The 26,153-nt window shown below is 70.2% G+C and carries 27 protein-coding genes; 18 read left to right on the forward strand and 9 right to left on the reverse strand.

Annotated elements, in window-relative coordinates:
• Nucleotides 1-74 precede the first annotated feature (74 nt).
• Genes pgl through tkt form a run of 5 tightly spaced genes read right to left on the reverse strand, consistent with a single transcriptional unit; the run spans nt 75 to nt 6,709 of the window.
• A complete protein-coding gene (gene pgl / locus AC0699_RS05795; protein ID WP_469770234.1) occupies nt 75-857 on the reverse strand; it encodes a 6-phosphogluconolactonase in 783 nt (260 codons plus the stop codon).
• Entirely contained in the window at nt 854-1,918 is a 1,065-nt protein-coding gene (opcA, locus tag AC0699_RS05800; protein ID WP_478656082.1) for a glucose-6-phosphate dehydrogenase assembly protein OpcA, read from the reverse strand. Before opcA ends, pgl begins: the two co-directional genes overlap by 4 nt.
• Nucleotides 1,915-3,447, reverse strand: a complete 1,533-nt coding sequence (gene zwf, locus AC0699_RS05805) for a glucose-6-phosphate dehydrogenase (protein ID WP_478656085.1) — start codon at nt 3,445-3,447, stop codon at nt 1,915-1,917. The genes opcA and zwf overlap by 4 nt, the downstream gene beginning before the upstream one ends.
• A 6-nt stretch (nt 3,448-3,453) precedes the next feature.
• Nucleotides 3,454-4,572: a transaldolase gene (gene tal, locus AC0699_RS05810; RefSeq protein ID WP_478656088.1), complete on the reverse strand. Its 1,119-nt coding sequence runs from the start codon at nt 4,570-4,572 to the stop codon at nt 3,454-3,456.
• A gap of 34 nt (nt 4,573-4,606) precedes the next feature.
• Nucleotides 4,607-6,709, reverse strand: a complete 2,103-nt coding sequence (gene tkt, locus AC0699_RS05815; protein ID WP_478656091.1) for a transketolase — start codon at nt 6,707-6,709, stop codon at nt 4,607-4,609.
• A gap of 360 nt (nt 6,710-7,069) precedes the next feature.
• Between tkt and AC0699_RS05820 the strand changes: the two genes are divergently transcribed.
• The 3 genes from AC0699_RS05820 to AC0699_RS05830 all read left to right on the forward strand — a co-directional run bounded on the left by AC0699_RS05820 (nt 7,070) and on the right by AC0699_RS05830 (nt 9,680).
• Complete coding sequence (locus AC0699_RS05820) at nt 7,070-8,017, forward strand: heme o synthase (RefSeq protein WP_453661721.1); 948 nt, start codon at nt 7,070-7,072, stop codon at nt 8,015-8,017.
• A 137-nt stretch (nt 8,018-8,154) separates the two neighbouring features.
• Entirely contained in the window at nt 8,155-8,508 is a 354-nt protein-coding gene (locus tag AC0699_RS05825) for a hypothetical protein (protein ID WP_478656093.1), read from the forward strand.
• A gap of 89 nt (nt 8,509-8,597) precedes the next feature.
• Nucleotides 8,598-9,680 carry an amidohydrolase family protein gene (locus tag AC0699_RS05830; protein ID WP_478656095.1) on the forward strand — a complete coding sequence of 361 codons (1,083 nt, stop codon included), beginning with the start codon at nt 8,598-8,600 and terminating at the stop codon, nt 9,678-9,680.
• Between the two features lie 82 nt (nt 9,681-9,762).
• Here AC0699_RS05830 and AC0699_RS05835 read toward each other — a convergent pair whose 3' ends face one another.
• The 3 genes from AC0699_RS05835 to AC0699_RS05845 form a co-directional block, all read right to left on the reverse strand.
• Entirely contained in the window at nt 9,763-10,740 is a 978-nt protein-coding gene (locus AC0699_RS05835; RefSeq protein WP_478656097.1) for a COX15/CtaA family protein, read from the reverse strand.
• 376 nt (nt 10,741-11,116) lie between these two features.
• Nucleotides 11,117-11,851, reverse strand: a complete 735-nt coding sequence (locus AC0699_RS05840) for an ABC transporter permease (RefSeq protein WP_478656390.1) — start codon at nt 11,849-11,851, stop codon at nt 11,117-11,119.
• A gap of 71 nt (nt 11,852-11,922) precedes the next feature.
• On the reverse strand, nt 11,923-12,849 hold the full coding sequence (locus AC0699_RS05845) for an ABC transporter ATP-binding protein (protein WP_478656100.1): 927 nt from the start codon (nt 12,847-12,849) through the stop codon (nt 11,923-11,925).
• A gap of 95 nt (nt 12,850-12,944) precedes the next feature.
• Between AC0699_RS05845 and AC0699_RS05850 the strand changes: the two genes are divergently transcribed.
• From AC0699_RS05850 to AC0699_RS05895, 10 genes are all read left to right on the forward strand, one after another.
• Nucleotides 12,945-13,709 (forward strand): DUF72 domain-containing protein, encoded by a 765-nt coding sequence (locus tag AC0699_RS05850; protein ID WP_478656103.1) that lies wholly within the window; start codon nt 12,945-12,947, stop codon nt 13,707-13,709.
• Nucleotides 13,710-13,802: 93 nt separating this feature from the next.
• Entirely contained in the window at nt 13,803-14,180 is a 378-nt protein-coding gene (locus AC0699_RS05855) for a YidB family protein (RefSeq protein ID WP_478656104.1), read from the forward strand.
• Nucleotides 14,181-14,411: 231 nt separating this feature from the next.
• Nucleotides 14,412-15,197 (forward strand): helix-turn-helix transcriptional regulator, encoded by a 786-nt coding sequence (locus AC0699_RS05860; RefSeq protein ID WP_478656107.1) that lies wholly within the window; start codon nt 14,412-14,414, stop codon nt 15,195-15,197.
• Complete coding sequence (gene sufB / locus AC0699_RS05865; protein ID WP_469770221.1) at nt 15,194-16,615, forward strand: Fe-S cluster assembly protein SufB; 1,422 nt, start codon at nt 15,194-15,196, stop codon at nt 16,613-16,615. The genes AC0699_RS05860 and sufB overlap by 4 nt, the downstream gene beginning before the upstream one ends.
• A 59-nt stretch (nt 16,616-16,674) precedes the next feature.
• Nucleotides 16,675-17,856, forward strand: coding sequence for a Fe-S cluster assembly protein SufD (gene sufD / locus AC0699_RS05870; RefSeq protein ID WP_478656110.1), 1,182 nt, complete (start codon nt 16,675-16,677; stop codon nt 17,854-17,856).
• Complete coding sequence (locus tag AC0699_RS05875) at nt 17,856-18,173, forward strand: non-heme iron oxygenase ferredoxin subunit (protein WP_478656112.1); 318 nt, start codon at nt 17,856-17,858, stop codon at nt 18,171-18,173. Before sufD ends, AC0699_RS05875 begins: the two co-directional genes overlap by 1 nt.
• Before the next feature lie 7 nt (nt 18,174-18,180).
• Nucleotides 18,181-18,945 carry a Fe-S cluster assembly ATPase SufC gene (gene sufC, locus AC0699_RS05880; RefSeq protein ID WP_478656115.1) on the forward strand — a complete coding sequence of 255 codons (765 nt, stop codon included), beginning with the start codon at nt 18,181-18,183 and terminating at the stop codon, nt 18,943-18,945.
• Nucleotides 18,942-20,198 (forward strand): cysteine desulfurase, encoded by a 1,257-nt coding sequence (locus AC0699_RS05885; protein WP_478656117.1) that lies wholly within the window; start codon nt 18,942-18,944, stop codon nt 20,196-20,198. Before sufC ends, AC0699_RS05885 begins: the two co-directional genes overlap by 4 nt.
• A gap of 17 nt (nt 20,199-20,215) precedes the next feature.
• Nucleotides 20,216-20,671 (forward strand): Fe-S cluster assembly sulfur transfer protein SufU, encoded by a 456-nt coding sequence (sufU, locus tag AC0699_RS05890; RefSeq protein WP_478656119.1) that lies wholly within the window; start codon nt 20,216-20,218, stop codon nt 20,669-20,671.
• On the forward strand, nt 20,668-21,063 hold the full coding sequence (locus tag AC0699_RS05895) for a metal-sulfur cluster assembly factor (RefSeq protein ID WP_478656121.1): 396 nt from the start codon (nt 20,668-20,670) through the stop codon (nt 21,061-21,063). The genes sufU and AC0699_RS05895 overlap by 4 nt, the downstream gene beginning before the upstream one ends.
• 108 nt (nt 21,064-21,171) lie before the next feature.
• On the opposite strand, the gene AC0699_RS05900 is transcribed toward AC0699_RS05895, so the two are convergent.
• Nucleotides 21,172-22,362, reverse strand: coding sequence for a DUF7847 domain-containing protein (locus AC0699_RS05900; protein ID WP_478656123.1), 1,191 nt, complete (start codon nt 22,360-22,362; stop codon nt 21,172-21,174).
• A 109-nt stretch (nt 22,363-22,471) separates the two neighbouring features.
• On the opposite strand from AC0699_RS05900, the gene AC0699_RS05905 reads away from it, so the two are divergent.
• From AC0699_RS05905 to dapD, 5 genes are all read left to right on the forward strand, one after another.
• Nucleotides 22,472-22,792, forward strand: coding sequence for a DMT family transporter (locus tag AC0699_RS05905; RefSeq protein WP_478656125.1), 321 nt, complete (start codon nt 22,472-22,474; stop codon nt 22,790-22,792).
• Complete coding sequence (locus tag AC0699_RS05910; protein WP_478656127.1) at nt 22,792-23,352, forward strand: TetR/AcrR family transcriptional regulator; 561 nt, start codon at nt 22,792-22,794, stop codon at nt 23,350-23,352. Before AC0699_RS05905 ends, AC0699_RS05910 begins: the two co-directional genes overlap by 1 nt.
• A 62-nt stretch (nt 23,353-23,414) precedes the next feature.
• On the forward strand, nt 23,415-24,020 hold the full coding sequence (locus tag AC0699_RS05915) for an RNA polymerase sigma factor (protein WP_478656130.1): 606 nt from the start codon (nt 23,415-23,417) through the stop codon (nt 24,018-24,020).
• Entirely contained in the window at nt 24,013-24,960 is a 948-nt protein-coding gene (locus AC0699_RS05920; protein ID WP_478656132.1) for a hypothetical protein, read from the forward strand. Before AC0699_RS05915 ends, AC0699_RS05920 begins: the two co-directional genes overlap by 8 nt.
• A 106-nt stretch (nt 24,961-25,066) precedes the next feature.
• Nucleotides 25,067-26,068 carry a 2,3,4,5-tetrahydropyridine-2,6-dicarboxylate N-succinyltransferase gene (dapD, locus tag AC0699_RS05925; protein WP_478656135.1) on the forward strand — a complete coding sequence of 334 codons (1,002 nt, stop codon included), beginning with the start codon at nt 25,067-25,069 and terminating at the stop codon, nt 26,066-26,068.
• Nucleotides 26,069-26,153: the final 85 nt, after the last annotated feature.

The raw sequence follows: 26,153 nt of genomic DNA on the forward strand, positions 1-26,153 counted from the left end.
CGATCCTTCGACACCGAAGGCCCGGTTCGCCGAGGAGGCGAACCGGGCCTTCGTACGACGGAGCCGACGGCTCGTCAGGGCGACGCGGGCGGATAGAGGCTCCGCGGAAGCTGCGACGCCGCCGCCGAGTCGAGCAGCCACAGCGTCCGCGACCTGCCGTACGCGCCCGCGGCCGGGGCCTGGATCTCCCCGGCGCCCGACAGGGCGATCGCCGCCGCGTTCGCCTTGTCCTCGCCCGCCGCCAGCAGCCACACCTCACGCGCCGCGCGGATCGCGGGGAGTGTGAGGGAGATGCGCGTCGGCGGCGGCTTCGGCGCGCCGTGCACGCCGACCACCGTGCGCTCGGTCTCCCGGACCCCCGGAAGCTCCGGGAACAGGGACGCGACATGCGTGTCCGGCCCCACGCCCAGCATCAGCACGTCGAACGTGGGCACGTCGCCATGGTCCTCGGGACCGGCCGCGGCGGCCAGTTCCTCCGCGTACGCAGCCGCGGCCGCGTCCGCGTCCTTGCCGTGCGGCCCGTCGGACGCGGGCATCGCGTGCACCCGGGACGGGTTCAGCGGCACCGAGTCCAGCAGAGCCGCCCGGGCCTGAGTGACATTGCGCTCCGGGTCGCCCTCGGGCAGGAACCGCTCGTCACCCCACCACAGATCGAGCCGCGGCCAGTCGATCGCGTCCCGCGCGGGCGCGGCGGCGAGCGCGGCCAGCAGACCGTTGCCGTTGCGCCCGCCGGTGAGGACCACCGACGCGGAACCGCGCGCGGCCTGGGCGTCCACGATCTTCGTGATCAGCCGGGCCGCCGCGGCCTGGGCCATCAGCTCCTTGTCACGGTGGACGACGAGTTGAGGGGCACTCACTTCGCGGTCGCCTTCTTCGCCGGAGCCTTGGCCGAGGTCTTCGCAGCGGTCTTCTTCGGTTCGGCCGGTTCGGCCGGTTCGGCCGGCTCGGTCGGCTCGGCCGCACCGGCGACGTCCGCCGCCATCTCCGCCGACTCGTCGTTCAGCCGGTCGACCCCGAACCGCAGCGCCGACGCGTACGTGTCGTCCGGGTCCAGTCGGCGCAGCTCCTCCGCGATCAGCTCCGCCGTGTCACGCCGCTTCAGCGCCACCGCGCGGTCCGGCTGGCCCTGGATGGACAGCGTCGCCAGCGACCCGTCCGCCCGGTCCAGCACGATCGGGCCGCAGGTCGTCGCCAGCCGTACGGCCGTGAGTCCCGGCCCCGGCGACACCAAGCGCTTGACCGGCACCTTCAGCCGGTCCGCGAGCCACATCCCGAGCAGTTCGCAGCTCGGGTTGAACTCCTCGCCCTCCACCTCGGCCGCCGTGACCTCGCACGTCACCTGGTCCAGGGCCGCTGCCAGCATCGAGCGCCACGGCGTGATCCTGGTCCAGGACAGATCCGTGTCACCCGGGGTGTAGGCATCGGCGCGGGCCGTCAGTTCGTGGATCGGCTGCTCGCAGGCGTACGTGTCGGTCACCCGGCGCTGCGCCAGCGCGCCCAGCGGGTCGGACGCCGGGTCGACCGGCGCGGCCACCGGCCACCACACCACGACCGGAGCGTCCGGCAGCAGCAGCGGCAGGACCACGGACTGGGCGTGGTCGATGACCTCGCCGTACAGCCGGAGTACGACCGTCTCGCCGGTACCGGCGTCCGCACCGACCCGCACCTCGGCGTCGATCCGAGCCTTCGCCCGGTCGCGCGGCGAGCGTGAGACCCGCTTGATGACGACGAGCTTGCGCGAAGGGTGCTCGCGGGAGGCCTCGTTCGACGCCTTCAGCGCGTCGTACGCGCCCTCCTCGTCCGTGACGATGACGAGCGTGAGGACCATGCCGACGGCCGGCGTGCCGACGGCCCGCCGGCCCTGCACCAGCGCCTTGTTGATCTTGCTGGAGGTGGTGTCCGTAAGGTCGATCTTCATGGCCGACGCCAGCTCCGTCCGTCTCGTGCGAGCATTTCGTCCGCCTCGACCGGACCCCAGGTCCCGGCCGGGTACTGCGCGGGCTTGCCGTGCCTGTCCCAGAACTGCTCGATCGGATCGAGGATCTTCCAGGACAGCTCGACCTCCTCGACCCTCGGGAAGAGGTTCGCGTCACCGAGCAGTACATCCAGGAGCAGTCGCTCGTACGCCTCCGGGCTGGACTCCGTGAAGGACTCGCCGTACGCGAAGTCCATCGAGACGTCCCGGACCTCCATCGAGGTGCCCGGCACCTTCGAGCCGAACCGCAGCGTGACACCCTCGTCCGGCTGGACCCGGATCACCAGGGCGTTCTGCCCCAGCTCCTCGGTGGCCGTGTGGTCGAAGGGCGAGTGCGGGGCGCGCTGGAACACGACCGCGATCTCGGTGACGCGGCGGCCCAGCCGCTTGCCGGTACGCAGATAGAACGGCACCCCCGCCCAGCGGCGGTTGTCGATCTCCACCTTGATGGCCGCGTACGTGTCGGTCTTCGACTTGGGGTCGATGCCGTCTTCCTGGAGGTAGCCGACGGCCCTCTCGCCGCCCTGCCAGCCTTCGGCGTACTGCCCGCGAACCGTGCTCGACGCCAGGTCCTTGGGCAGCTTGACCGCGCCCAGCACCTTGGTCTTCTCCGCTGCGAGCGCGTCCGCGTCGAAGGAGGCGGGCTCCTCCATCGCGGTCAGGGCGAGCAGCTGGAGCAGGTGGTTCTGGATGACGTCACGGGCGGCGCCGATGCCGTCGTAGTAGCCGGCCCGGCCACCGATGCCGATGTCCTCGGCCATGGTGATCTGGACATGGTCGACGTACGACCGGTTCCAGATCGGTTCGAAGAGGGTGTTGGCGAAGCGCAGCGCCAGAATGTTCTGGACGGTCTCCTTGCCCAGATAGTGGTCGATCCGGAAGACCTGGTCGGACGCGAAGACCTCGTGAACGATCCGGTTGAGTTCCTCGGCGGAGGCCAGGTCGTGACCGAACGGCTTCTCGATGACCGCGCGCCGCCAGGAGCCGTTCCGCTGCTCCGCCAGTCCGTGCTTCTTCAGCTGCTGCACGACGACGGGGAAGAACTTCGGCGGTACGGACAGATAGAAGGCGAAGTTGCCGCCGGTGCCCTGCGCCCGGTCGAGCTCCTCCATGGTCTTCTTCAGGGTCTCGAACGCGTCGTCGTCGTCGAAGTCGCCCTGGACGAAGCGCATCCCCTGGATGAGCTGCTGCCACACCTCCTCGCGGAAGGGGGTGCGGGCGTGCTGCTTGACGGCCTCATGGACTTCGTGTGCGAAGTCCTCGTCCTGCCACTCGCGGCGGGCGAAGCCGACGAGCGAGAAGCCCGGCGGCAGCAGCCCGCGGTTGGCGAGGTCATAGACGGCAGGCATCAGCTTCTTGCGGGACAAATCGCCGGTGACGCCAAAGATCACCAGGCCCGACGGCCCCGCGATACGCGGGAGCCGTCGGTCCGCGGCGTCACGAAGCGGGTTTGCTCCGTGTGCGGGAGTCAAGGTGTTTCAGCCTTCCGAAGGAGCGAGGCGCTCGAGCTCCGCCTCCGTCGACTTGAGCAGGTCGTTCCAGGACGCCTCGAACTTCTCGACGCCCTCGTCTTCCAGCAGCTGCACCACGTCGTCGTAGGAGATCCCGAGCTTCTCGACCGCGTCGAGCTCGGCGCGCGCCTGCTCGTACGTACCGCGCACCGTGTCACCCGTGATCTGGCCGTGGTCGGCGGTGGCATCGAGCGTGGCCTCCGGCATGGTGTTCACCGTGCCCGGGGCGACCAGCTCGTCCACGTACAGCGTGTCCTTGTACGCCGGGTCCTTGACGCCGGTCGAGGCCCACAGCGGACGCTGCTTGTTGGCCTGTGCCTTGTCCAGCGCGGCCCAGCGGTCCGAAGCGAAGACCTCCTCGAACGCCTGGTAGGCGAGGCGGGCGTTGGCGAGCGCCGCCTTGCCACGCAGCTCCTTCGCCTCGTCCGTACCCAGTGCGTCCAGCCGCTTGTCGATCTCGGTGTCGACCCGCGACACGAAGAACGACGCCACCGAACGGATCTTCGACAGGTCCAGGCCGGCGGCCTTCGCCTTCTCCAGGCCGGCCAGGTAGGCGTCCATGACCTCGCGGTAGCGCTCCAGCGAGAAGATCAGCGTGACATTGACGCTGATACCGAGGCCGATGACCTCGGTGATCGCCGGCAGGCCCGCCTTGGTCGCCGGGATCTTGATGAACGTGTTCGGCCGGTCCACCAGCCACGCCAGCTGCTTGGCCTCGGCGATCGTCGCCGCCGTGTTGTGCGCGAGACGGGGATCGACCTCGATCGAGACCCGGCCGTCCTGGCCGCCGGTCGTGTCGAAGACCGGACGCAGCACGTCCGCGGCGTCCCGCACATCCGCCGTCGTGATCATGCGGAGGGCTTCTTCGACGGTCACCTTGCGGGCGGCGAGATCGGCGAGCTGCTGCTCGTAACCGTCGCCGGACGAGATGGCCTTCTGGAAGATCGACGGGTTGGTGGTGACGCCCACGACGTGCTGCTGGTCGATCAGCTCGGCGAGGTTGCCGGACGTGATCCGCTTGCGCGACAGGTCGTCGAGCCAGATCGCCACGCCTTCGTCGGAGAGGCGCTTGAGTGCGTCTGTCATGAGAGTTGCATCTCCTACTAGTCGTATACCGGCGTCAGCGCGCGGCGGCTTCGATCGATTCCCGGGCGGCGGCGGCCACGGCCTCTGCGGTGAAGCCGAACTCGCGGAAGAGCACCTTGCCGTCGGCGGACGCGCCGAAGTGCTCCAGCGACACGATCCGGCCGGCGTCGCCGACGTAGCGGTACCAGGTCAGACCGACACCGGCCTCGACCGCGACACGCGCCTTGACCGACGGCGGCAGGACGCTGTCCTTGTACGCCTGGTCCTGCTCCTCGAACCACTCGACGGACGGCATCGAGACGACGCGCGTCGGGATGCCCGCGGCCTGCAGCTGCTCGCGCGCCTCCACGGCCACGTGCACCTCGGAACCGGTGCCGATCAGCACGACCTGGGGCGCAGCGTTCTGCCCCTCGGGTCCATCGGCCTCGAACAGGACGTAACCGCCCTTGGCCGCGTCCTCGTTGGGCTCGTACGTCGGCACGCCCTGGCGGGTCAGCGCCAGACCGTGCGGGGCGCCCACACCGAACTTCTTCGTGTAGCGCTTGAGGATCTCCGCCCACGCGATCGCGGTCTCGTTGGCGTCGGCCGGGCGCACGATGTTCAGGCCCGGGATCGCGCGCAGCGAGGCCAGGTGCTCCACCGGCTGGTGGGTCGGGCCGTCCTCGCCGAGACCGATCGAGTCGTGCGTCCACACGTACGTCACCGGCAGGTGCATCAGCGCGGACAGTCGCACCGCGTTGCGCATGTAGTCGGAGAACACGAGGAACGTGCCGCCGTAGATACGGGTGTTGCCGTGCAGCGCGATGCCGTTCATCACCGCGGCCATCGCGTGCTCGCGGATACCGAAGTGGATCGTCCGGCCGTACGGGTCGGCCTCCGGCAGCGGGTTGCCCTTCGGCAGGAACGACGACGCCTTGTCGATCGTCGTGTTGTTCGAACCGGCGAGGTCGGCGGAGCCGCCCCACAGCTCGGGGATGATCGCGCCCAGCGCCTGGAGCACCTTGCCGGAGGCGGCGCGGGTGGCGACACCCTTGCCCGCCTCGAACACCGGGAGCTTCTCCTCCCAGCCGGTCGGCAGCTCGGTCGAGCGGATCCGGTCGAACTCGGCGGCGCGCTCCGGGTCGGCGGCACGCCACGCGGCGAAGCTCTTGTCCCACTCGCTCCGGGCCTCACGGCCGCGGTCGAGGGCCTGGCGGGTGTGCGCGAGGACCTCGTCGGTGACCTCGAAGGTCTTCTCCGGGTCGAAGCCCAGGACGCGCTTGGTGGCCGCGACCTCCTCGTCGCCGAGCGCCGAGCCGTGCGAGGCCTCGGTGTTCTGCGCGTTCGGGGCGGGCCAGGCGATGATCGAGCGGGCGGCGATGAAGGAGGGACGCTCGGTCTCCGCCTGGGCGGCCTTGAGCGCCTCGTACAGACCGGCCGGGTCCAGGTCGCCGTTCGGCAGCTGCTGCACGCGCTGGACGTGCCAGCCGTAGGCCTCGTACCGCTTGAGCGTGTCCTCGGAGACGGCGGTCTCGGTGTCGCCCTCGATCGAGATGTGGTTGTCGTCCCACAGCAGCACCAGGTTGCCGAGCTTCTGGTGGCCGGCCAGCGCGGACGCCTCGTGGGAGATGCCCTCCTGGAGGCAGCCGTCACCGGCGATCGCCCAGATGGTGTGGTCGAACGGGGAGGTGCCGGGCGCGGCCTCAGGGTCGAACAGACCGCGCTCGTAGCGGGCGGCCATGGCCATGCCCACGGCGTTGGCCACACCCTGGCCGAGCGGTCCGGTCGTCGTCTCGACGCCGACCGTGTGACCGTACTCCGGGTGGCCCGGGGTCTTGGAGCCCCAGGTACGGAAGGCCTTGAGGTCGTCCAGACCCAGGCCGTACCCGGCGAGGTAGAGCTGGATGTAGAGGGTCAGGCTGGAGTGACCCGCCGAGAGCACGAACCGGTCACGGCCGGTCCAGTCCGCGTCGGAGGGGTCGTGCCGCATCAGCTTCTGGAAGAGGACGTACGCCGCGGGGGCCAGGCTCATGGCCGTTCCGGGATGGCCGTTGCCGACCTTCTGTACGGCGTCAGCGGCAAGGACGCGGACGGTGTCCACGGCCCGCTGGTCCAATGCGGTCCACTCGAGGTCTGTGGTGGTCGGCTTGGTGCTCACCCTGGGTCAGGGCTCCTCTCCACATGTTCATGGTCCCGGTGACGAGGGGTGTACCGGGCGCTGTCGAGCCTACCCTCGCAGCAACGCGCATCCTTTCGAGTGCACGTCTCTTCAGTCGGACACATCCACCAGCCTGCGGGCACCGGCTCGACTTCGCCTCTTGTCGGCGATCCCGACGGTGATTACGCACGGCGCTCCGGCACTGCTCAACACGACCCCACCCCCGCGAAGATCGGCGTGGGGGCAACGTCTAGAGTGGCGTGGTACGCGCAAGTCTTCACCGGGATTCACTCCCCCGTAGCCCGTCGGGCATGGGAGGCACCCCAGGGGCTTGCTGGGAATTCTCTGTCAGGGGTGTGCGTGACGGCCGTCGAGTCCCGACCCTCAGGGGTCGTCTTGACTCCCAGCCCGGGGGGCCATCGTCCGTTCGGGGCCCGCGTCAAGGCATTCGTGGCGCTGACGAAGCCGCGGATCATCGAGCTGCTGCTGATCACCACGGTACCCGTGATGTTCCTGGCGGCACAGGGCGTGCCGGACCTCTGGCTGGTCGTCGCCACGTGCATCGGCGGTTACCTGTCCGCGGGCGGCGCCAACGCGCTCAACATGTACATCGACCGCGACATCGACGCCCTGATGGACCGCACCTCGCAGCGTCCGCTGGTCACCGGCATGGTCTCGCCGCGTGAGGGCCTGGTCTTCGGCCTCACCCTGGCCGTGGTCTCGACGCTCTGGTTCGGACTGCTCGTCAACTGGCTCTCCGCCGCCCTCGCGCTCGGCGCGCTCCTCTTCTACGTCATCGTCTACACGATGCTGCTGAAGCGGCGCACCGCGCAGAACATCGTGTGGGGCGGGATCGCCGGCTGCATGCCGGTGCTCATCGGCTGGTCCGCCGTCACCAACTCGATGTCCTGGGCCGCCGTCATCCTCTTCCTCGTCATCTTCTTCTGGACGCCGCCGCACTACTGGCCGCTGTCGATGAAGGTGAAGGAGGACTACGCGCGCGTCGGCGTGCCCATGCTCCCGGTGATCGCCTCGAACCGGGTCGTCGCCCGTCAGATCGTCATCTACAGCTGGGTGATGGTCGTCGTCTCGCTGCTGCTGACCCCGCTCGGTTACACCGGCTGGTTCTACACGGCGGTGGCGCTGGTGACGGGCGGCTGGTGGCTCTGGGAGGCGCACGCGCTCCAGAGCCGTGCGAAGGCGGGCGTGACGGGCGGCAAGCTCAAGGAGATGCGGCTCTTCCACTGGTCCATCACGTACGTCTCACTGCTCTTCGTGGCGGTGGCCGTGGACCCGTTCCTGCGCTGAAGCCCGTCCGGTCCGGTGGATCAGGCCCCGGGGACTGTCCCGGCGGATCCTGTCGGGCCGGCGGTCCGGCACCGCGTGGCCCAGGCCACGCGGCCCGGCTGTCGCCAGTCGATCTACCCGCGAGTAGCATCCTGTTCATGGCAGACACCCAGCAGGTCGACGAGACCAAGCACCAGCACGACGCCCGCGCCGAGCGCAAGGCGGCGAAGCTCGCCAAGCAGATCGGCGCCTTCGCCAAGGCGCACGGCGGCGCCGAGGGCCAGCTCGCCTACATCGGTCAGATGGGCACCCGCATCGTGCTCGTCGGTGAGGACGGCGGCTGGGGCGACCTCGTCGCGCCCACCCACGCCATCGCGGTCAGCGCCGCCGAGAAGTCCGGGATCACGCTGCACGAGTCGTTCGACGGCGAGTTCGCACTGAAGGTCCGCACCGGCCCGTACGAGTGGACCCGCATGGCGGGCATCCAGGTCGGCGGTCCCTCGAACGGCTGAGGCGACCGGCCCGCCCGATCGGGCAACACCTCACGCGGGGCCCACCCGTTAGGACGTGTGGAAGCACGTCCATCGCTGGGAGCCCCCGGATGATCGATACGCCGTCCTTGGTGGATCAGTACTGCCACGGCGTCCTCCGCACGGAGCTGGGCCTCGGCACCTTCGAGGCCCACCTGGGCAGGACCGCCGGGCCGCCCGCGCCCGGGACCACCTTCTTCGACACCCAGACCGGATTCGCCGTACGCCGCTGGTGCCCACCGCTGCTCGGTCTCGAGCCGCACTGCCCGCCCGCGCGCTATCTCGCCCGCCGCAGGGAGCTGGGCGTCCTGGAATCCGGGAGGCGGCTGCTGCGGGCCACCGGAATCTCCGCCTATCTGGTGGAGACCGGGCTGCCCGGAGACCTCACCGGAGTCCCCGAGATCGCCGCCGCGGGCGCGGCCGACGCCCATGAGATCATCCGGCTGGAGCTGCTCGCCGAGCAGGTCGCCGACACCTCGGGCACCGTCGACGGCTTTCTCGCCAACCTCGCCGAGGCCGTGCACGGCGCCGCCGGATCGGCCGTCGCCTTCACGTCCGTCGCCGGTGTACGGCGCGGGCTCGCCCTCGCCCCCGAGCCACCGGGGCCGGGCGAGGTGCGGGGCGCGACGGGGCGCTGGCTGGCAGCACGCCAGGTCGGCGGCCGGCTCACCGACCCCGTACTCGTGCGCCATCTGCTCTGGATCGCCGTGGCATCGGGGCGGCCGCTGCAACTGCATGTCGGGGCCGACGATCCGCTGCTGCTCGACGGCTTCGCGGCGGCCACCGCGGGCCTCGGCACCGATCTCGTCCTGCTGCACGGCTACCCGTACCACCGGCACGCCGCGCATCTGGCGAGCGTGTTCCCTCATGTGTACGCCGATGTCGGACCCGCCCTCGCCCACACCGGGGCCGGGGCCGCGTCCGTCCTCGCGGAGATCCTCGAGCTCGCACCGTTCGGGAAGCTGCTCTTCTCCAGCGGCGCGCGCGGACTGCCCGAGCTGCACGTGGTCGGCGCCCGGATCTTCCGGGAGGCGCTGGGGAGGGTGCTCAGCGGCTGGGTGGCCGACGGCGCCTGGTGCCGTACGGACGCCCAGCGGGTCGCCGAGATGATCGCGGCGGGCAACGCGCGCCGGGTCTACGGACTCGCCGGGTGAGGCGTGCAGGGACTCGACGGGGGAGGCGAGAGCGGTCCCGCCCAGGCCCGGACGGGGCCCGGGCCCGGGCCTGTCCGGTGGATCAGGCCGCCGAGACCGTCGAGAGCTCCTGGCCGGACTGCCTGGGGCTGCCCGGTGCGGCGAGCGGCCGCTCCCGCAGGCACAGGGCCAGCTTCAGCACCGCGATCCACATCAGCGACGAGCCGAGCATATGGGCCCCGACCAGCACCTCGGGCACGTCGGTGAAGAACTGCACGTAGCCGATCCCGCCCTGCGCGAGCACCACGATCAGCAGGTCACGCGCACGGGCCCGGGTGTCGTCGGGAGCGTCCACCACACGCAGCACCAGCCACATCGCCACGGCGAGCGCGCACACCAGCCAGGCCAGTGCGGCGTGCAGGTGCGCGGTGTCCACCCAGTCGAACGGCATCCGCGGCACATCGCTGCTGTCGCCCGCGTGCTTGCCGGAGCCCGTCACGGCCGTACCCACGGCGATCAGCAGCGCGGAGGCCGCCAGCAGCACCCACGAGAGCTTCCGCACCGGGCGGGGAACCCGCGGCCGCACCTCGCTGTCGCCCTCGCCGGCGCGGATCCAGGTGATCGTGGCCACCGTCAGCAGTGCGTTGGCGGCGAGGAAGTGACCGGCCACCGTCCAGGGGTTGAGGCCCGCCCACACGGTGATCCCGCCGAGGACGGCGTTGCTCATCACGATCCAGAACTGCGCCCAGCCGAGCCGGGTGAGCCCGCGCCGCCACGGCTTGGTGGAGCGCGCCGCGATGATCGCCCAGCCGACCGCCGCGCACAGGACGTACGTCAGCATGCGGTTGCCGAACTCGATCGCACCGTGGAGACCCTGCTCGGGCGTCGCGAAGAGGCTGTCGTCCGTGCACTTGGGCCAGGTGTCGCAGCCGAGACCGGAGCCGGTCAGCCGGACCGCGCCGCCGGTGACGATGATGACCACGCTCATCACGACGGCGACGAGCGCGGCGCGCCGGACGGTCCGGGGGGACGGGGTCCAGCGCTGGGCGATGTAGGCGAGGGGCGTCTGCACGGCGACCATCGTAGGGTGCCCGCTTGTGCACGGATTCACGTGGGTGGGCATGTCCGGACAGACCACCATGTGCTACGTACGGCGGAGCCCCTGCCTGCCGGACGGCGGACCGTGCGGCGTTCTCCCTGTTCGGGGCGGCCTCACAGCCACCGCGCCGCCCCGGGGCCGGTGGCGGCACGGCGGCGGAAGATCACGTCGCTCGGCCGGGACGCGAAGGCGGCGACGTGCCGCATCTCACCCCGGACACGTACGGTCGCACGCGGACGGTGCACGGCGCGCGGTGGACCGCTCGCGGACCGTGCACGGTGCGCTCGACCGTACGTCGGTGCGCTCGCCCGTACGTCGCGGTGTGCGGGCAGGCCGCCGGTTCACCGCAGCCCGCGGGTCACTCCCAGCGGAAGAACTTCGCGGCCGCACCCAGCCCGGCGGCCGCCCACACCGCGAGGATCCCGAGACTCCCCCAGGGCATCCCCGCCCCGTGCTGCAGCACGTCCCGCAGCCCGTCCGAGAGCGCCGAGATCGGCAGCAGACCGAGGACCGACTGCGCCGCGTCCGGGAACTTGTCCAACGGGACGATCACCCCGCCGCCCACCAGCAGCAGCAGGAACACCAGATTCGCGGCGGCGAGCGTCGCCTCCGCCTTCAGCGTGCCGGCCATCAGCAGCCCGAGCCCGGAGAAGGCGGCCGTCCCCGCGACCAGCAGCAGGAGCACGGAGACGGGGTCGCCCTGCGGCGACCAGCCCAGCGCGAAGGCGATCAGCGTGAGCAGGACGATCTGCAGCACCTCGGTGACCAGGACGGAGAGCGTCTTGGCCGTCATCAGCGCCCAGCGGGGGAGCGGCGAGGCGGCGAGCCGCTTCAGCACGCCGTACCGGCGCTCGAAGCCGGTGGCGATCGCCTGCCCGGTGAACGCGGTGGACATCACGGCCAGCGCGAGGATGCCGGGCGCCACGAAGTCCACGGCACCGCCCGCGCCCCCCGTAGGTGAAACAGGCACAGTCACGACGTCGACCGTCGAGAAGAGGACGAGAAGCAGCGAGGGGATGATCACGGTCAGCAGCAGCTGCTCACCGTTGCGGAGCAGCATCTTCGTCTCGAGCGCCGCCTGTGCAGCGATCATCCGCCCGACGGGGGCGGCCCCCGGCCTGGGCGCGTACGTTCCCGACGTCACGTCGGTGGTGGCTTCAGCGGTCACGACCGCAGCTCCTTCCCCGTCAGCTCCAAGAAGACGTCCTCCAGCGTGTGCCGCTCCACCGAGATGCCGTCCGGCATCACGCCGTGCTGTGCGCACCAGGAGGTGACGGTGGCGAGCAGCTGCGGACCGACCGTGCCGCTGATCCGGTACGCGCCCGGCGTCAGCTCCGCCGCGGCCGTGCCGTCCGGCAGCGCCTTCAGCAGGGAGCCGAGGTCGAGTCCGGGGCGGCCCGTGAAGCGCAGAGTGTTCTCGGCACCGCCGCGGCAGAGCTGCTCGGGACTGCCCTGGGCGACGACCCGGCCCGCGTCGATGATCGCGATCTCGTCGGAGAGCTCCTCCGCCTCGTCCATGAAGTGGGTGGTGAGCACGACGGTGACACCGTCCGTGCGCAGCTCGCGCACGAGGTCCCAGGTGGAGCGGCGGGCCTGCGGGTCGAGCCCCGCGGTCGGCTCGTCCAGGAAGACCAGCTCGGGCCTGCCGACCACGGCCATGGCGAGCGCGAGCCGCTGCTGCTGTCCGCCGGAGAGCCGCCGGTACGTCGTACGCCCGCAGGAGCCGAGACCGAGGCGCTCGATCAGGGTGTCCACGTCGAGGGGGTGGGCGTGCAGCTTCGCCATGTGGCGGAGCATCTCGTCGGCGCGGGCACCGGAGTAGACCCCGCCGGACTGCAGCATCACGCCGATCCGGGGCCGCAGCCGCGCGGCGTCGGCGACCGGGTCGAGGCCCAGGACGCGGACGCTGCCGGAGTCGGGGCGGCGATAGCCCTCGCACGTCTCGACCGTGGTGGTCTTGCCGGCCCCGTTGGGGCCGAGGACGGCCGTCACCGTGCCGGCGCGGACGTCGAGGTCGAGCCCGTCCACGGCGGTCTTGGCTCCGTACCGCTTGACCAGGCTGCGCACCTGGACGACGGACTCGTTCTGCATAGGGGGAAGTCTAAGGAGCCGCCGGGGCTGCTCCGGCCGGGGGTCCGGGTCGCCCTTTCCGGAGAAGGCGGGCGGCCGCGGGGAATGATCACCCCATGCCTGTGCTCATCGGCACCTCCGGTTGGCAGTACAAGGACTGGCGCGGCGTTCTCTACCCCGAGGAGCGGCCCCAGCGGCTCTGGCTGGAGGAGTACGCGCGGCACTTCGCGACCGTCGAGAACAACAACGCCTTCTACCGGCTGCCCGAGCGCAGGACCTTCGCCGACTGGCACGAGCGCACCCCCCGGGGATTCGTCATGGCGGTGAAGGCCAGCCGTTACCTCACCCACATCAAACGGCTGCGCGACCCCGAGGAGCCGGTGAACCGGCTCATGGAGCACGCCGAAGGGCTGGGGGAGCGGCTGGGACCGGTGCTGCTCCAGTTGCCGCCCACCCTCCGCGTCGACCCGGGGGTGCTGGACGCCGCGCTCGCGTGCTTCCCCCGCCGGGTGCGCGTGGCCGTCGAACCCCGGCACGACTCGTGGTGGACCGACGAGGTGCGGGACGTCCTGGAGAACCGCGCCGCAGCGCTGTGCTGGGCGGACAGGGGCTCCCGGCCGGTGACACCGCTGTGGCGGACGGCCGACTGGGGCTACGTACGGTTCCACGAAGGCCTGGCCGAGCCGTCCCCGCGGTACGGGCGCCAGGCGCTCGCGAGCTGGGCCGGGCGCATCGCCGACGCATGGCCCGACCGGGCGGACGTGTTCGCGTATTTCAACAACGACCTCGGCGGGGCGGCCGTCCACGACGCGGTGGCCCTCGCGCGTGCGGTGACGTCCCGAGGACGCACGGTGACCCGTACACCGGGCGGCGGGACCTGAGTCACGTGCGGGTGAACCGGTGCCCCCCGACGGCCCGGACCGGTGCGCCAGGGGTAGGCCTAGCAGGAAACGCTCTCCGGAAAGGCGACAGGCATGGCGGCCAACGACCTGGAACGTCTGCTCGGCGGACTGCTCGGCGACGAATCGGCCGGGGCGGGCAAGCTGCTCGCCTCGCTCTTCAGCGAGGTCGGTGACAGCGGTCAGGGCGGCGGCAACCAGCTGCAGGGGCTGGTGAACGAACTCAACGAGGGCGGTCTGGCCGCGAAGGTGCGGTCCTGGATCGATCAGGGTGCGAACCAGCCCGTCAGCGGGGCCGAGATCGCCCAGGCCGTGCCGTACCAGGTCCTCGACCGAGTGGCCCAGCAGGCGGGCGTCTCCCCCGAGCAGGCCGCCGACAAGCTCGCCGAAGTTCTTCCGCAGGTGGTCGACAAGCTCACCCCCCAGGGCGAGGTGCCGCAGGGTCTGCTCTAGTGCGTGCCCACCCGGCCAGGCGAGAGTCCGCGGTGGGGGTGTCCCGGCAGCACAAAGGCCTCTCACCAGCGCGGGAGGCTTCGCGCGGCACCGGCCCCGACAACTCCGGAACTGATCCGACGAATGATCATTCTCGCAGGTCAGGTTAGGTTTTCCTAAGTGACGCACAGCACCGTCCACCGGTCGGGACGCGGCTTGTCAGTCTCTCGGGAATTACGCAACAATGGCGTTGTGAAAAACGTCGGTGAGGCTCCTCAGGAGGAACTCGCGACCGGTGAGCGGTCCACGCGCAACCGGGTCGCGCGGTCCATCCTGGACCACGGGCCGTCCACCGTCGCCGACCTCGCAGGGCGCCTCGGGCTCACCCAGGCCGCTGTTCGCCGCCACCTCGACGCACTCGTCTCCGACGATGTCGTCGCCGCCCGCGAGAAGCGGGTCTACGGAGCGCGGACCCGCGGCCGACCCGCCAAGGTGTTCGCTCTCACCGACTGCGGCCGGGACGCTTTCGAGCAGTCGTACGACAAGCTCGCCGTCGACGCGCTGCACTGGATCGAGCGGGCCGCCGGCGGCGGTGCTGCCGGAGAAGCCGCCGTCGCCGCGTTCGCCCGGGACCGGATGGAGAGCCAGGCCGAGGCGTACCGCGCGGCCATGGAGGCCGCGGACCCGGAGGAGCGCACGGAGGCTCTCGCCAAGGCGTTGACTGCCGACGGGTACGCTGCTACGGCGCGTAACGCACCGGTGGGCGAGCAGCTGTGCCAGCACCACTGCCCCGTCGCCCACGCCGCCGAGCGGTATCCGCAGCTGTGCGAGGCGGAGACCGAGGTCTTCTCCCGCCTGCTCGGCACCCATGTGCAGCGTCTGGCCACCATCGCCCACGGCGACGGAGTGTGCACGACCTTCATCCCGAAGGCCGGCCACAGGCCCGACGACGGGGCCGGCGAGACCAGCAAGACCGACAAGACCGAACAGACCAGTTCGCAAGCATCTGCAAGCACGGCCGGGAGGAACCCCGCATGACTCTCCCCACGGAGACTGCCCACCCTGAGCTCGAAGGCCTGGGCAAGTACGAATACGGCTGGGCCGACTCCGACGCCGCAGGCGCGGCCGCCAAGCGCGGTCTCTCCGAGGACGTCGTCCGTGACATTTCGGCGAAGAAGAACGAGCCGGAGTGGATGCTGAAGCTGCGTCTCAAGGGCCTGCGCCTCTTCGACAAGAAGCCCATGCCGACCTGGGGCTCCGACCTCTCCGGCATCGACTTCGACAACATCAAGTACTTCGTGCGGTCCACGGAGAAGCAGGCGGAGTCCTGGGAGGACCTCCCGGAGGACATCAAGAACACGTACGACAAGCTCGGCATCCCCGAGGCGGAGAAGCAGCGCCTCGTCGCCGGTGTCGCGGCCCAGTACGAGTCCGAGGTCGTCTACCACCAGATCCGTGAGGACCTGGAGGAGCAGGGCGTCATCTTCCTGGACACCGACACCGCTCTGAAGGAGCACCCGGAGCTCTTCAAGGAGTACTTCGGCACCGTCATCCCGGTGGGCGACAACAAGTTCGCCTCGCTGAACACCGCGGTGTGGTCCGGCGGATCCTTCATCTACGTCCCGAAGGGCGTGCACGTCGAGATCCCGCTCCAGGCCTACTTCCGGATCAACACCGAGAACATGGGCCAGTTCGAGCGGACGCTGATCATCGTCGACGAGGACGCGTACGTCCACTACGTCGAGGGCTGCACCGCCCCGATCTACTCCTCGGACTCCCTGCACAGCGCCGTGGTCGAGATCATCGTCAAGAAGGGCGCCCGCTGCCGCTACACGACCATCCAGAACTGGTCGAACAACGTCTACAACCTGGTCACCAAGCGCGCCGTGGCGTACGAGGGCGCGACCATGGAGTGGATCGACGGCAACATCGGCTCCAAGGTCACGATGAAGTACCCGGCCGTCTACCTGATGGGCGAGCACGCCAAGGGCGAGACCCTCTCCATCGCCTTCGCGGGCGAGGGGCAGCACCAGGACGCCGGCTCCAAGATGGTCCACATGGCGCCGAACACCTCGTCCAACATCGTCTCCAAGTCGGTGGCGCGCGGCGGCGGCCGTACCTCCTACCGCGGTCTCGTCGAGATCGGCGAGGGCGCGGCCGGATCGAAGTCGAACGTGCTCTGTGACGCCCTGCTCGTCGACACCGTCTCCCGCTCCGACACCTACCCCTACGTGGACGTCCGCGAGGACGACGTGTCCATGGGCCACGAGGCCACCGTCTCCAAGGTCTCCGAGGACCAGCTCTTCTACCTGATGAGCCGCGGTCTCTCCGAGTTCGAGGCGATGGCGATGATCGTGCGCGGCTTCGTCGAGCCGATCGCGAAGGAGCTGCCCATGGAGTACGCCCTCGAGCTCAACCGGCTGATCGAGCTCCAGATGGAAGGCGCGGTCGGCTAGCGCCACCGTCCCCTCCCATCAGCACCGTCTTATCCGAGAAAGCGAGCACTACGACAGCCATGGCTGACGCTCAGAACATCCCGGCGGGCTCCACCACCGCCGGCTCGATCGCGGTGGCCGCCGAGTCCACCGTCGCCACGCGCATGAGCGCGCCCCCGTCCTACGACGTGGCGGACTTCCCCGTCCCGCACGGGCGGGAGGAGGAGTGGCGGTTCACTCCACTGGACCGCCTCGCCGGGCTGCACGACGGCACCGCGGTCGCCACCGCCGGCGGCGTGACCGTCGAGGTCAGCGCCCCCGAGGGCGTCACGGTGGAGACGGTCGGACGCGACGACGCGCGGCTCGGCAAGGCCGGCACCCCCGTGGACCGGATCGCCGCCCAGGCGTACTCCTCCTTCGAGAAGGCCTCGGTCGTCACGGTCCCCAAGGAGGCCGTGCTCACCGAGCCGATCCGGATCGCCGTGCACGGCGAGGGCGGAACCGCCTTCGGCCACCAGCACATCGAGCTCGGAGCCTTCGCCGAGGCCGTCGTCGTCATCGACCACACCGGTGAAGCGGCCCTCGCCGCCAACGTCGACTACGTCCTCGGTGACGGCGCCAAGCTGACCGTCGTCTCCGTCCAGGACTGGGACGACAAGGCGGTCCACGTCGCCCAGCACAACGCGCTGATCGGGCGGGACGCCTCGTTCAAGTCCATCGTGGTCACCTTCGGCGGCGACCTGGTACGCCTCCACCCGCGCGTCTCGTACGCGGGCACCGGCGGCGAGGCCGAGCTGCTCGGTCTGTACTTCACCGACGCCGGCCAGCACCAGGAGCACCGTCTCCTGGTCACCCACAACAGCCCGCACTGCAAGTCCAACGTTGCCTACAAGGGCGCGCTGCAGGGCCAGGAGGCGCACGCCGTCTGGATCGGCGACGTCCTCATCGAGGCCAGCGCCGAGGGCACCGACACGTACGAGATGAACCGCAACCTGGTTCTGACCGACGGCGCGCGGGTCGACTCCGTGCCGAACCTGGAGATCGAGACCGGCGAGATCGCCGGTGCCGGCCACGCCTCCGCCACCGGCCGCTTCGACGACGAGCAGCTGTTCTACCTGATGGCCCGTGGTATCCCGGAGGCCGAGGCGCGCCGCCTCGTCGTCCGTGGCTTCTTCGCCGGACTGGTCCAGCAGATCGGTCTGCCCGACGTCGAGGAGCGCCTCATCGCCAAGATCGAGGCCGAGCTGGAGGCAGCAGTCTGATGGCCTTCGTCCGAGCCTGTGGGCTGAGCGAGCTGGAGGAGGACACCCCGAAGCGGGTGGAACTCGACGGCACGCCGGTCTCCGTCGTCCGGACCGAGGGCGAGGTGTTCGCGATCTACGACATCTGCTCGCACGCGAACGTCTCCCTCTCCGAGGGCGAGGTGGAGGACTGTCAGATCGAGTGCTGGCTGCACGGCTCCAGCTTCGACCTCCGCACCGGTAAGCCGTCCGGCCTTCCCGCGACGCGCCCCGTCCCCGTGTACCCCGTAAAGATCGAAGGGGACGATGTGCTCGTCTCCGTCACCCAGGAGTCCTGAGTCACCCATGGCAACGCTTGAAATCCGCGACCTGCACGTCTCCGTCGAGGCCGAGAACGGCCCCCGCGAGATCCTCAAGGGCGTCGACCTGACCGTGAAGCAGGGCGAGACCCACGCCATCATGGGCCCCAACGGCTCCGGCAAGTCGACCCTCGCCTACTCCCTCGCGGGCCACCCCAAGTACACGATCACCAGTGGCACCGTGACCCTGGACGGCGAGGACGTCCTGGAGATGTCCGTCGACGAGCGCGCCCGCGCCGGCGTCTTCCTCGCCATGCAGTACCCGGTCGAGGTCCCGGGTGTCTCGGTCTCCAACTTCCTGCGCACCTCCGCCACCGCCATCCGCGGCGAGGCCCCCAAGCTGCGCACCTGGGTGAAGGAGGTCAAGGAGGCGATGGAGCACCTCCAGATGGACCCCGCCTTCGCCGAGCGCAACGTCAACGAGGGCTTCTCCGGCGGTGAGAAGAAGCGCCACGAGATCCTTCAGCTGGAGCTCCTCAAGCCGAAGATCGCGATCCTCGACGAGACCGACTCCGGCCTCGACGTCGACGCCCTGCGCACCGTCTCCGAGGGCGTCAACCGCGTCCGCGAGACCGGCGAGGTCGGCACCCTGCTGATCACGCACTACACGCGCATCCTGCGCTACATCAAGCCCGACTTCGTTCACGTGTTCGCGAACGGCCGCATTGCCGAGTCCGGCGGCGCCGAGCTCGCCGACAAGCTCGAGGCCGAGGGCTACGAGGCATACACGAAGGGTGGCGTATCCGCGTGACACAGCTGCCGGGCCTCCTCGACACCGAGGCGATCCGCAAGGACTTCCCGATCCTGGACCGCCTGGTCCACGACGGTAAGAAGCTCGTGTACCTGGACAACGCGGCGACTTCGCAGAAGCCGCGCCAGGTGCTCGACGTGCTCAACGCCTACTACGAGCGGTACAACGCCAACGTCCACCGTGGCGTGCACGTCCTCGCCGAGGAGGCCACGGCGGAGTACGAAGGCGCCCGCGACAAGGTCGCCGCCTTCATCAACGCACCGAGCCGCGACGAGGTGATCTTCACCAAGAACGCGTCGGAGTCGCTGAACCTCGTGGCGAACATGCTGGGCTGGGCCGACGAGCCCTACCGCGTGGACCGCGAGACCGAGATCGTCATCACGGAGATGGAGCACCACTCCAACATCGTTCCGTGGCAGCTGCTGTCGCAGCGCACCGGCGCGAAGCTGAAGTGGTTCGGCCTCACCGACGACGGCCGTCTCGACCTTTCCAACATCGACGAGATCATCACCGAGAAGACGAAGATCGTCTCCTTCACGCTGGTCTCCAACATCCTGGGCACGGTCAACCCGGTCGACAAGATCGTCCGCAGGGCGCAGGACGTCGGCGCGCTCGTCCTCATCGACGCCTCGCAGGCCGCTCCGCACATGCCGCTGGACGTGCAGGCCCTCGGCGCCGACTTCGTGGCCTTCACCGGCCACAAGATGTGCGGTCCGACGGGTATCGGCGTGCTCTGGGGCCGTCAGGAGCTGCTGGAGGACCTCCCGCCGTTCCTGGGCGGCGGCGAGATGATCGAAACCGTCTCGATGCACTCGTCGACGTACGCTCCGGCGCCGCACAAGTTCGAGGCCGGTACGCCCCCGATCGCCCAGGCCGTCGGCCTCGGCGCGGCGGTGGACTACCTCACCTCGATCGGCATGGACAAGATCGCGCAGCATGAGCACGCGATCACCGAGTACGCGGTACGGCGCCTTCAGGAAGTCCCGGACCTGCGGATCATCGGCCCGGTCACGGCCGAGGACCGCGGCGCGGCGATCTCCTTCGTCCTCGGCGACATCCACCCGCACGACGTGGGCCAGGTCCTCGACGAGCAGGGCATCGCCGTCCGGGTCGGGCACCACTGCGCACGGCCGGTCTGCCTGCGGTACGGAATTCCTGCGACCACGCGGGCGTCGTTCTATCTGTACTCCACGCCGGCCGAAGTGGACGCTCTGGTCGAGGGCCTGGAGCACGTCCGCAACTTCTTCGGATGAGGACTGAGGGACGCTCTGTGAAGCTTGATTCGATGTACCAGGACGTCATCCTGGACCACTACAAGCACCCGCACGGGCGGGGCTTGCGGGACGGTGACGCCGAGGTGCACCACGTCAACCCCACCTGCGGCGACGAGATCACTCTGCGCGTGAAGTACGACGGCACGCTCATCGAGGACGTCTCGTACGAGGGCCAGGGCTGCTCCATCAGCCAGGCCTCCGCCTCAGTGCTGAACGAGCTGCTCGTCGGCAAGGAGCTCGCCGAGGCGCAGAAGATCCAGGCGACGTTCCTCGAGCTGATGCAGTCCAGGGGACAGATCGAGCCGGACGACGCGATGGAGGAGGTGCTGGAGGACGCGGTGGCGTTCGCCGGTGTCTCGAAGTACCCGGCGCGCGTGAAGTGCGCTCTCCTGAGCTGGATGGCATGGAAGGACGCGACGGCCCAGGCGCTGTCCGAAGGGAAGACCGCATGACTGAGAACCCGGAGACCACGGCGGAGAAGGACTGGCCGGACGAGGAGACCTTCTCGTCCGAGGCCGCGACGCCGACGAGCACGAAGGCCTCCGAGGAGGAGGTCCGTGAGGCCCTGTACGACGTCGTCGACCCCGAGCTGGGCATCGACGTGGTCAACCTCGGCCTGATCTACGGCATCCATATCGACGACTCGAACATCGCGACCCTGGACATGACGCTGACGTCCGCGGCCTGCCCGCTGACCGATGTGATCGAGGACCAGGCGAAGGCGGCGACCGACGGGATCGTCAGCGAGCTGAAGATCAACTGGGTCTGGATGCCGCCGTGGGGTCCGGACAAGATCACGGACGACGGACGCGAGCAGCTGAGGGCGCTCGGCTTCAACGTCTGAGTCCCGCGTCGCAACGCGCGAAACGGCCATGCCCGCCAGGCACACCGGCGGGCATGGCCGTTTCTCGCGCGTTTCTCGTGCTCGGGGCCCGGCGGCGGGCCCGGTCGCTCACGGACTGACGGGCGGGGCCGGCGGCTGCGGGCCCGGCATACCCGCGGCCTCGGCGAGGGCCGGGGCCAGGTTCTCCTTGCGGATGCGCTGGTCGACGTAGAGCAGGCCGTTCGCCAGCTGCGGGAACGTCGACGAGATGATCTGGCTGACCAACTGGGCCACCAGGGCGAACGCGAGGTAACCGGCGATCCCGACGAGGACGCTGGACACGGTCGGATCGTTGCCGGCGCCCATGCTGACGATGCCGGGCACCGTAGCCACCATCTCGACCAGCTGCTGGATCACCAGGCCCGCGACCAGGGCCATCAGATAAGCCAGCAGCGAGATGCCGAAGATCCGCCACCAGCCGCCGGTGACCAGTGCCCAGGAGCGGCGCATCGCCTGGACCGGGCCCTGCCCCTCGAAGACCGCGACGGCCGGAGCGAAGGTGAACTTCACCCAGAGCCAGACGGCCAGCGGGGAGACGGCCAGGGCGCCGAGGAAGGCGAGGAACGGGACGATGAGCGGCCCGGTGCCCGCGACGAGGAGCCCGATCATCAGGCCGACGAAGGCCGCCATGAACAGACCGAGGGGGACCAGCATGATCAGGCCGGTGAGGAACACCGTCCCGAGCACCGCCGGAACCCGCGCCCAGGCACGGCGCCAGACCGCGCCGAAGGTGGTCGGGCGGCCCAGCACGGCTTCCTGGAGAATCGCCGGGACGGTCGCCTGCGCCATCGCCGTCGCCAGGATCAGCACCAGCACGCCGAGCGCCCAGACGCACAGGAAGGCGATGAGCAGCGGACGGCCTTCCTCCCAGGTCGGCTCCTGCCCTTCAGGAAGGTTGATGAAGTGGTTCAGCTGGTCGCTGACCGCGCTGTACGCGAGGGCGAGCGCGAGCCCGACGATCAGCGCCGCGCCGGCGTACACGGTCACCGCGATGCCGACGAGCTGCTTCCAGTAGCCACCGATCGTCGCGAAGACGCCGCCCAGGATGTCGCCGAGGCCGAGCGGCCGTAGCGGGACCACTCCGGGCTTCGGCGGCGGGGGCGGCGCCCAGCCGCCCCATCCCGGAGCCCCGCCGTAGGGGCCGCCGGGCCCGCCGCCGTACGGCCCCGGTCCGCCGGGCGCTCCTCCGTACGGGGCGCCCGCCGCGCCGTCGTACGGGCTCTGGCCCGGCTGACTTCCCCACCCCATGTTGTCCGACATGTGCCTTGCCCCCACGCGTCTCGTCCCCACCTGATCCCCGACACGGTAGCTGGCCTGGGCATGCCAGCGCTATGTACGTGCGTACCCATCGTTGTGTACGCTCGTACACATGGGATACGGACTGCTGGCCGCCGCCATCGCGGCCGAAGTCGCCGGCACCACGGCGATGAAGTACAGCGAAGGCTTCACCCGGCTCTGGCCCTCGCTGTTCACCGTCGTCGGCTATCTGCTCGCCTTCACGCTGCTGGCCCAGACGCTCAAGACCATGTCGGTCGGCACCGCGTACGCGATATGGGCCGGGATCGGGACCGCGGCCGTCGCCGCGATCGGCATGGTCTTCCTGAACGAGTCCACGAGCCCGGTGAAGCTCGCCGGTATCGCGCTGGTCGTCGCGGGAGTCGTCGTGCTCAATCTCGGGGGTGCGCACTGATGGGACGCCGGTACGACCCCGAGCGGCGTCAGCGCATCATCGATGCCGCGATCCGCGTCGTCGCGCGCGCCGGTATCGAGGGCCTGAGCCACCGTACGGTCGCGGCCGAGGCCGATGTGCCGCTCGGCTCGACGACGTATCACTTCGCCTCGCTGGACGAGCTGTTGGTCGCCGCACTGCGGCAGGCGAACGAGGGATTCGGCGCGATCCTGCGGGAAACCGGTGCCCTGGCCGATCCCGGGCGGGATCTCGCCGGGGAGCTCGCCCGGCTCGTGGGGGAGTGGCTCGGCGGCGAACGGACCGGCGTGGAGCTGGAGTACGAGCTCTACCTCGCCGCCCTGCGCCGCCCCGCGCTGCGCCCCGTCGCGGCCGAGTGGACCGACGGTGTCACCGAAGTCCTCGCCCGCCGCACGGATCCGGTGACGGCACGGGCGCTGGTGGCCCTGACGGACGGGATCTGCCTCCAGGTGCTGCTGACGGACACGCCGTACGACGAGGAGTACGCACGCGAGATGCTCTCCCGCGTCCTCGCGCAGGGGAGGGGGCCGCGCGTGCCGTGAACCGGATCGCGGGCTGCGGGTAACAGGGGGTGTACCCGACCGACAGCAGATACGGAGACCGCGTGAACGGCCCACCCGACGGACCCGGCGAGGACGCTTCGGTGATCGCCCGGTCCCTGGAACGGCCCGAGCTCTTCGCCGAGCTCTATCACCGGCACGCCGCCGACATCCACCGCTACGCCGCACGGCGGCTCGGCGACGGCGCGGCCGACGACATCACCGCCGACACCTTCCTCGCCGCGTTCCGCACGCGTGCGCGCTACGACCTCACGCGGCCGAGCGCCCGGCCCTGGCTCTACGGCATCGCCGCGAACCTCATCGGCAAACAGCGCCGCACCGAGGTCCGGGCCCTGACGGCGCTGGCCCGGACCGGCCACGACCCGGTCGCCGAGTCCTGGTCCGACCGCGCGGACGCCAGGGTGTCGGCCCAGGCCACGACGGGCCCGCTGGCCGCCGCGCTCGCCGCGCTGTCCTCCGGTGACCGGCACGTCCTGCTGCTGGTCGCCTGGGCCGACCTCAGCTACCAGGAAGTCGCCGACGCGCTGTCCATCCCGGTGGGCACGGTCCGCTCCCGGCTCAGCCGGGCCCGCCGCAAGGTACGGGAGGCGCTCGGCGGCGCGGACCCCACGCTCGTACACGATCTTCACGAGGTGACCGGCCATGGATGAGATGACGGCGGTACGGGACCTCCGCGCCGATGCCCCCGTGCCCGACCACGCCCGGCTCACCCCGGCGCGACAGCGCCTGCTGGACGAGATCGCCGGCCCACGGCGGAGGCGTCCCGGCTGGAGGCTCGCGGCGGTGGGCGCGGCGGTGGCGGTGACGGCGGCGGCGGTGCTGACGACCCAACTCGGGCAGGAGGCGGATTCGCTTCGGCCCCGGGGAGAGCAGGGCATGGCTGCCGAGCCGCGGGACGGCCAGTGGATCTACCGCAAGACCGTGGAGCGGCAGGCAACGCTCAACTTCGTCAACGATCTCAACCCGACCACCGAGAAATCGAGGGACGGACGGCCACTCGGGGACTGGACGCACGAAACCGAGACCTGGACGCAGTACGGCAGTGGCAAGCAGCGCCGGACGCTGTCCGACAGGAAGATCGATCCCGTGATGGGGAAGGCGAACTGGGGGACTCCGAAGAGTCTGCGGGCCAAGGTCGCCCGACTCCCCGACGATCCGCAGAAGCTGTTCCACGCCCTGCGGAATGTGATCCCCGTCGAGGACCGACTGCAAGGAGGGGCCGACAGGGCCAACTACCAGCGGATCATGCTCGTCTTCTCGGACGTCGACCACATCCCGCCGAAGGTTCGCGCCTCGCTGTTCCGGGCGCTCGGCACCATTCCCCATGTGGAGATCCGTGAGCAGCCCGTCACGGATGCCCTGGGCCGGCCAGTCACGGCCGTCCACTGGGCGGACTCCAACCTCGCCCAGAGCTACAACCTGCAGGAGGAACTGCTGCTCGATCCCGAGACGTACGAGTACCGGGGTCAGCGCACCCTGTACCTCGCCGGCGGCAAGCTCGACGGCAAGATCACCACGCGGGACACTCTGGTCCGCGTCAGCGCCCTGGTCAGGACCGCCGTCGTCGACAATCACAGTCTGCGGCCCTGATCTGACAGGCGCGCCGACGGCCCGCACCGGGGACGGGCCGTCGGCGCGGCGACCGGCACCTGAGACCGGTTCGCCCCGGCCCGCCCCGGCCGGTTAGGTTCTCCATATGACTGACTCGCCCGACAGCACCACTGCACCTCGCGCCACCGGCGCCGTCGCCGCCGGCCTTGCCACCATCGCCGGCGACGGCAGCGTTCTCGACACCTGGTTCCCCGCCCCCGAGCTCACCGCCGAGCCCGGTCCGGCCGGCACCGAGCGGCTCACGCCCGACCAGGCGGTGAACGCCCTCGGCGAGGGGGCCGCCAAGGCCGTCGGCGTGGACGCCCGCCGTGGGGTCGAGATCGTCGCCGTCCGTACGGTCATCGCCTCCCTCGACGACAAGCCGCTCGACGCGCACGACGCCTACCTGCGGCTCCACCTGCTCTCCCACCGCCTCGTCCGCCCGCACGGACAGAACCTGGAAGGGCTCTTCGGGCTGCTCTCCAACGTCGCCTGGACCTCGCTCGGTCCGGTCGCCGTGGACGACGTCGAGAAGGTGCGGCTCAACGCCCGCGCCGAGGGTCTGCACCTCCAGGTGACGTCCATCGACAAGTTCCCGCGGATGACGGACTACGTCGCCCCCAAGGGTGTCCGGATCGCCGACGCCGACCGCGTACGGCTCGGCGCGCACCTGGCCGAAGGCACCACGGTCATGCACGAGGGCTTCGTCAACTTCAACGCCGGCACCCTCGGGACCTCCATGGTCGAGGGCCGGATCTCCGCGGGTGTCGTCGTCGGCGACGGTTCCGACATCGGCGGCGGCGCCTCCACCATGGGCACCCTCTCCGGCGGCGGCAACGTCATCATCTCCATCGGCGAGCGCTGCCTGATCGGCGCCGAGGCGGGCGTCGGGATCGGGCTCGGCGACGAATGCGTCGTCGAGGCGGGTCTCTACATCACCGCCGGTACGCGCATCACGATGCCCGACGGCCAGATCGTCAAGGCCCGTGAGCTCTCCGGCGCGTCGAACATCCTCTTCCGCCGCAACTCGGTGACCGGCACCGTCGAGGCCCGCCCGAACAACGCGGTCTGGGGCGGTCTCAACGAGGTGCTTCACAGCCACAACTGACGCGTTCGCATGACTCTGCGCAACCTTTGATCCCGCTGGACGGATAAACGGGTGAACACAGAGCCACACGAACAGTCAAGGCGAG

The sequence above is a fragment of the Streptomyces sp. NPDC043870 genome, assembly GCF_056435785.1.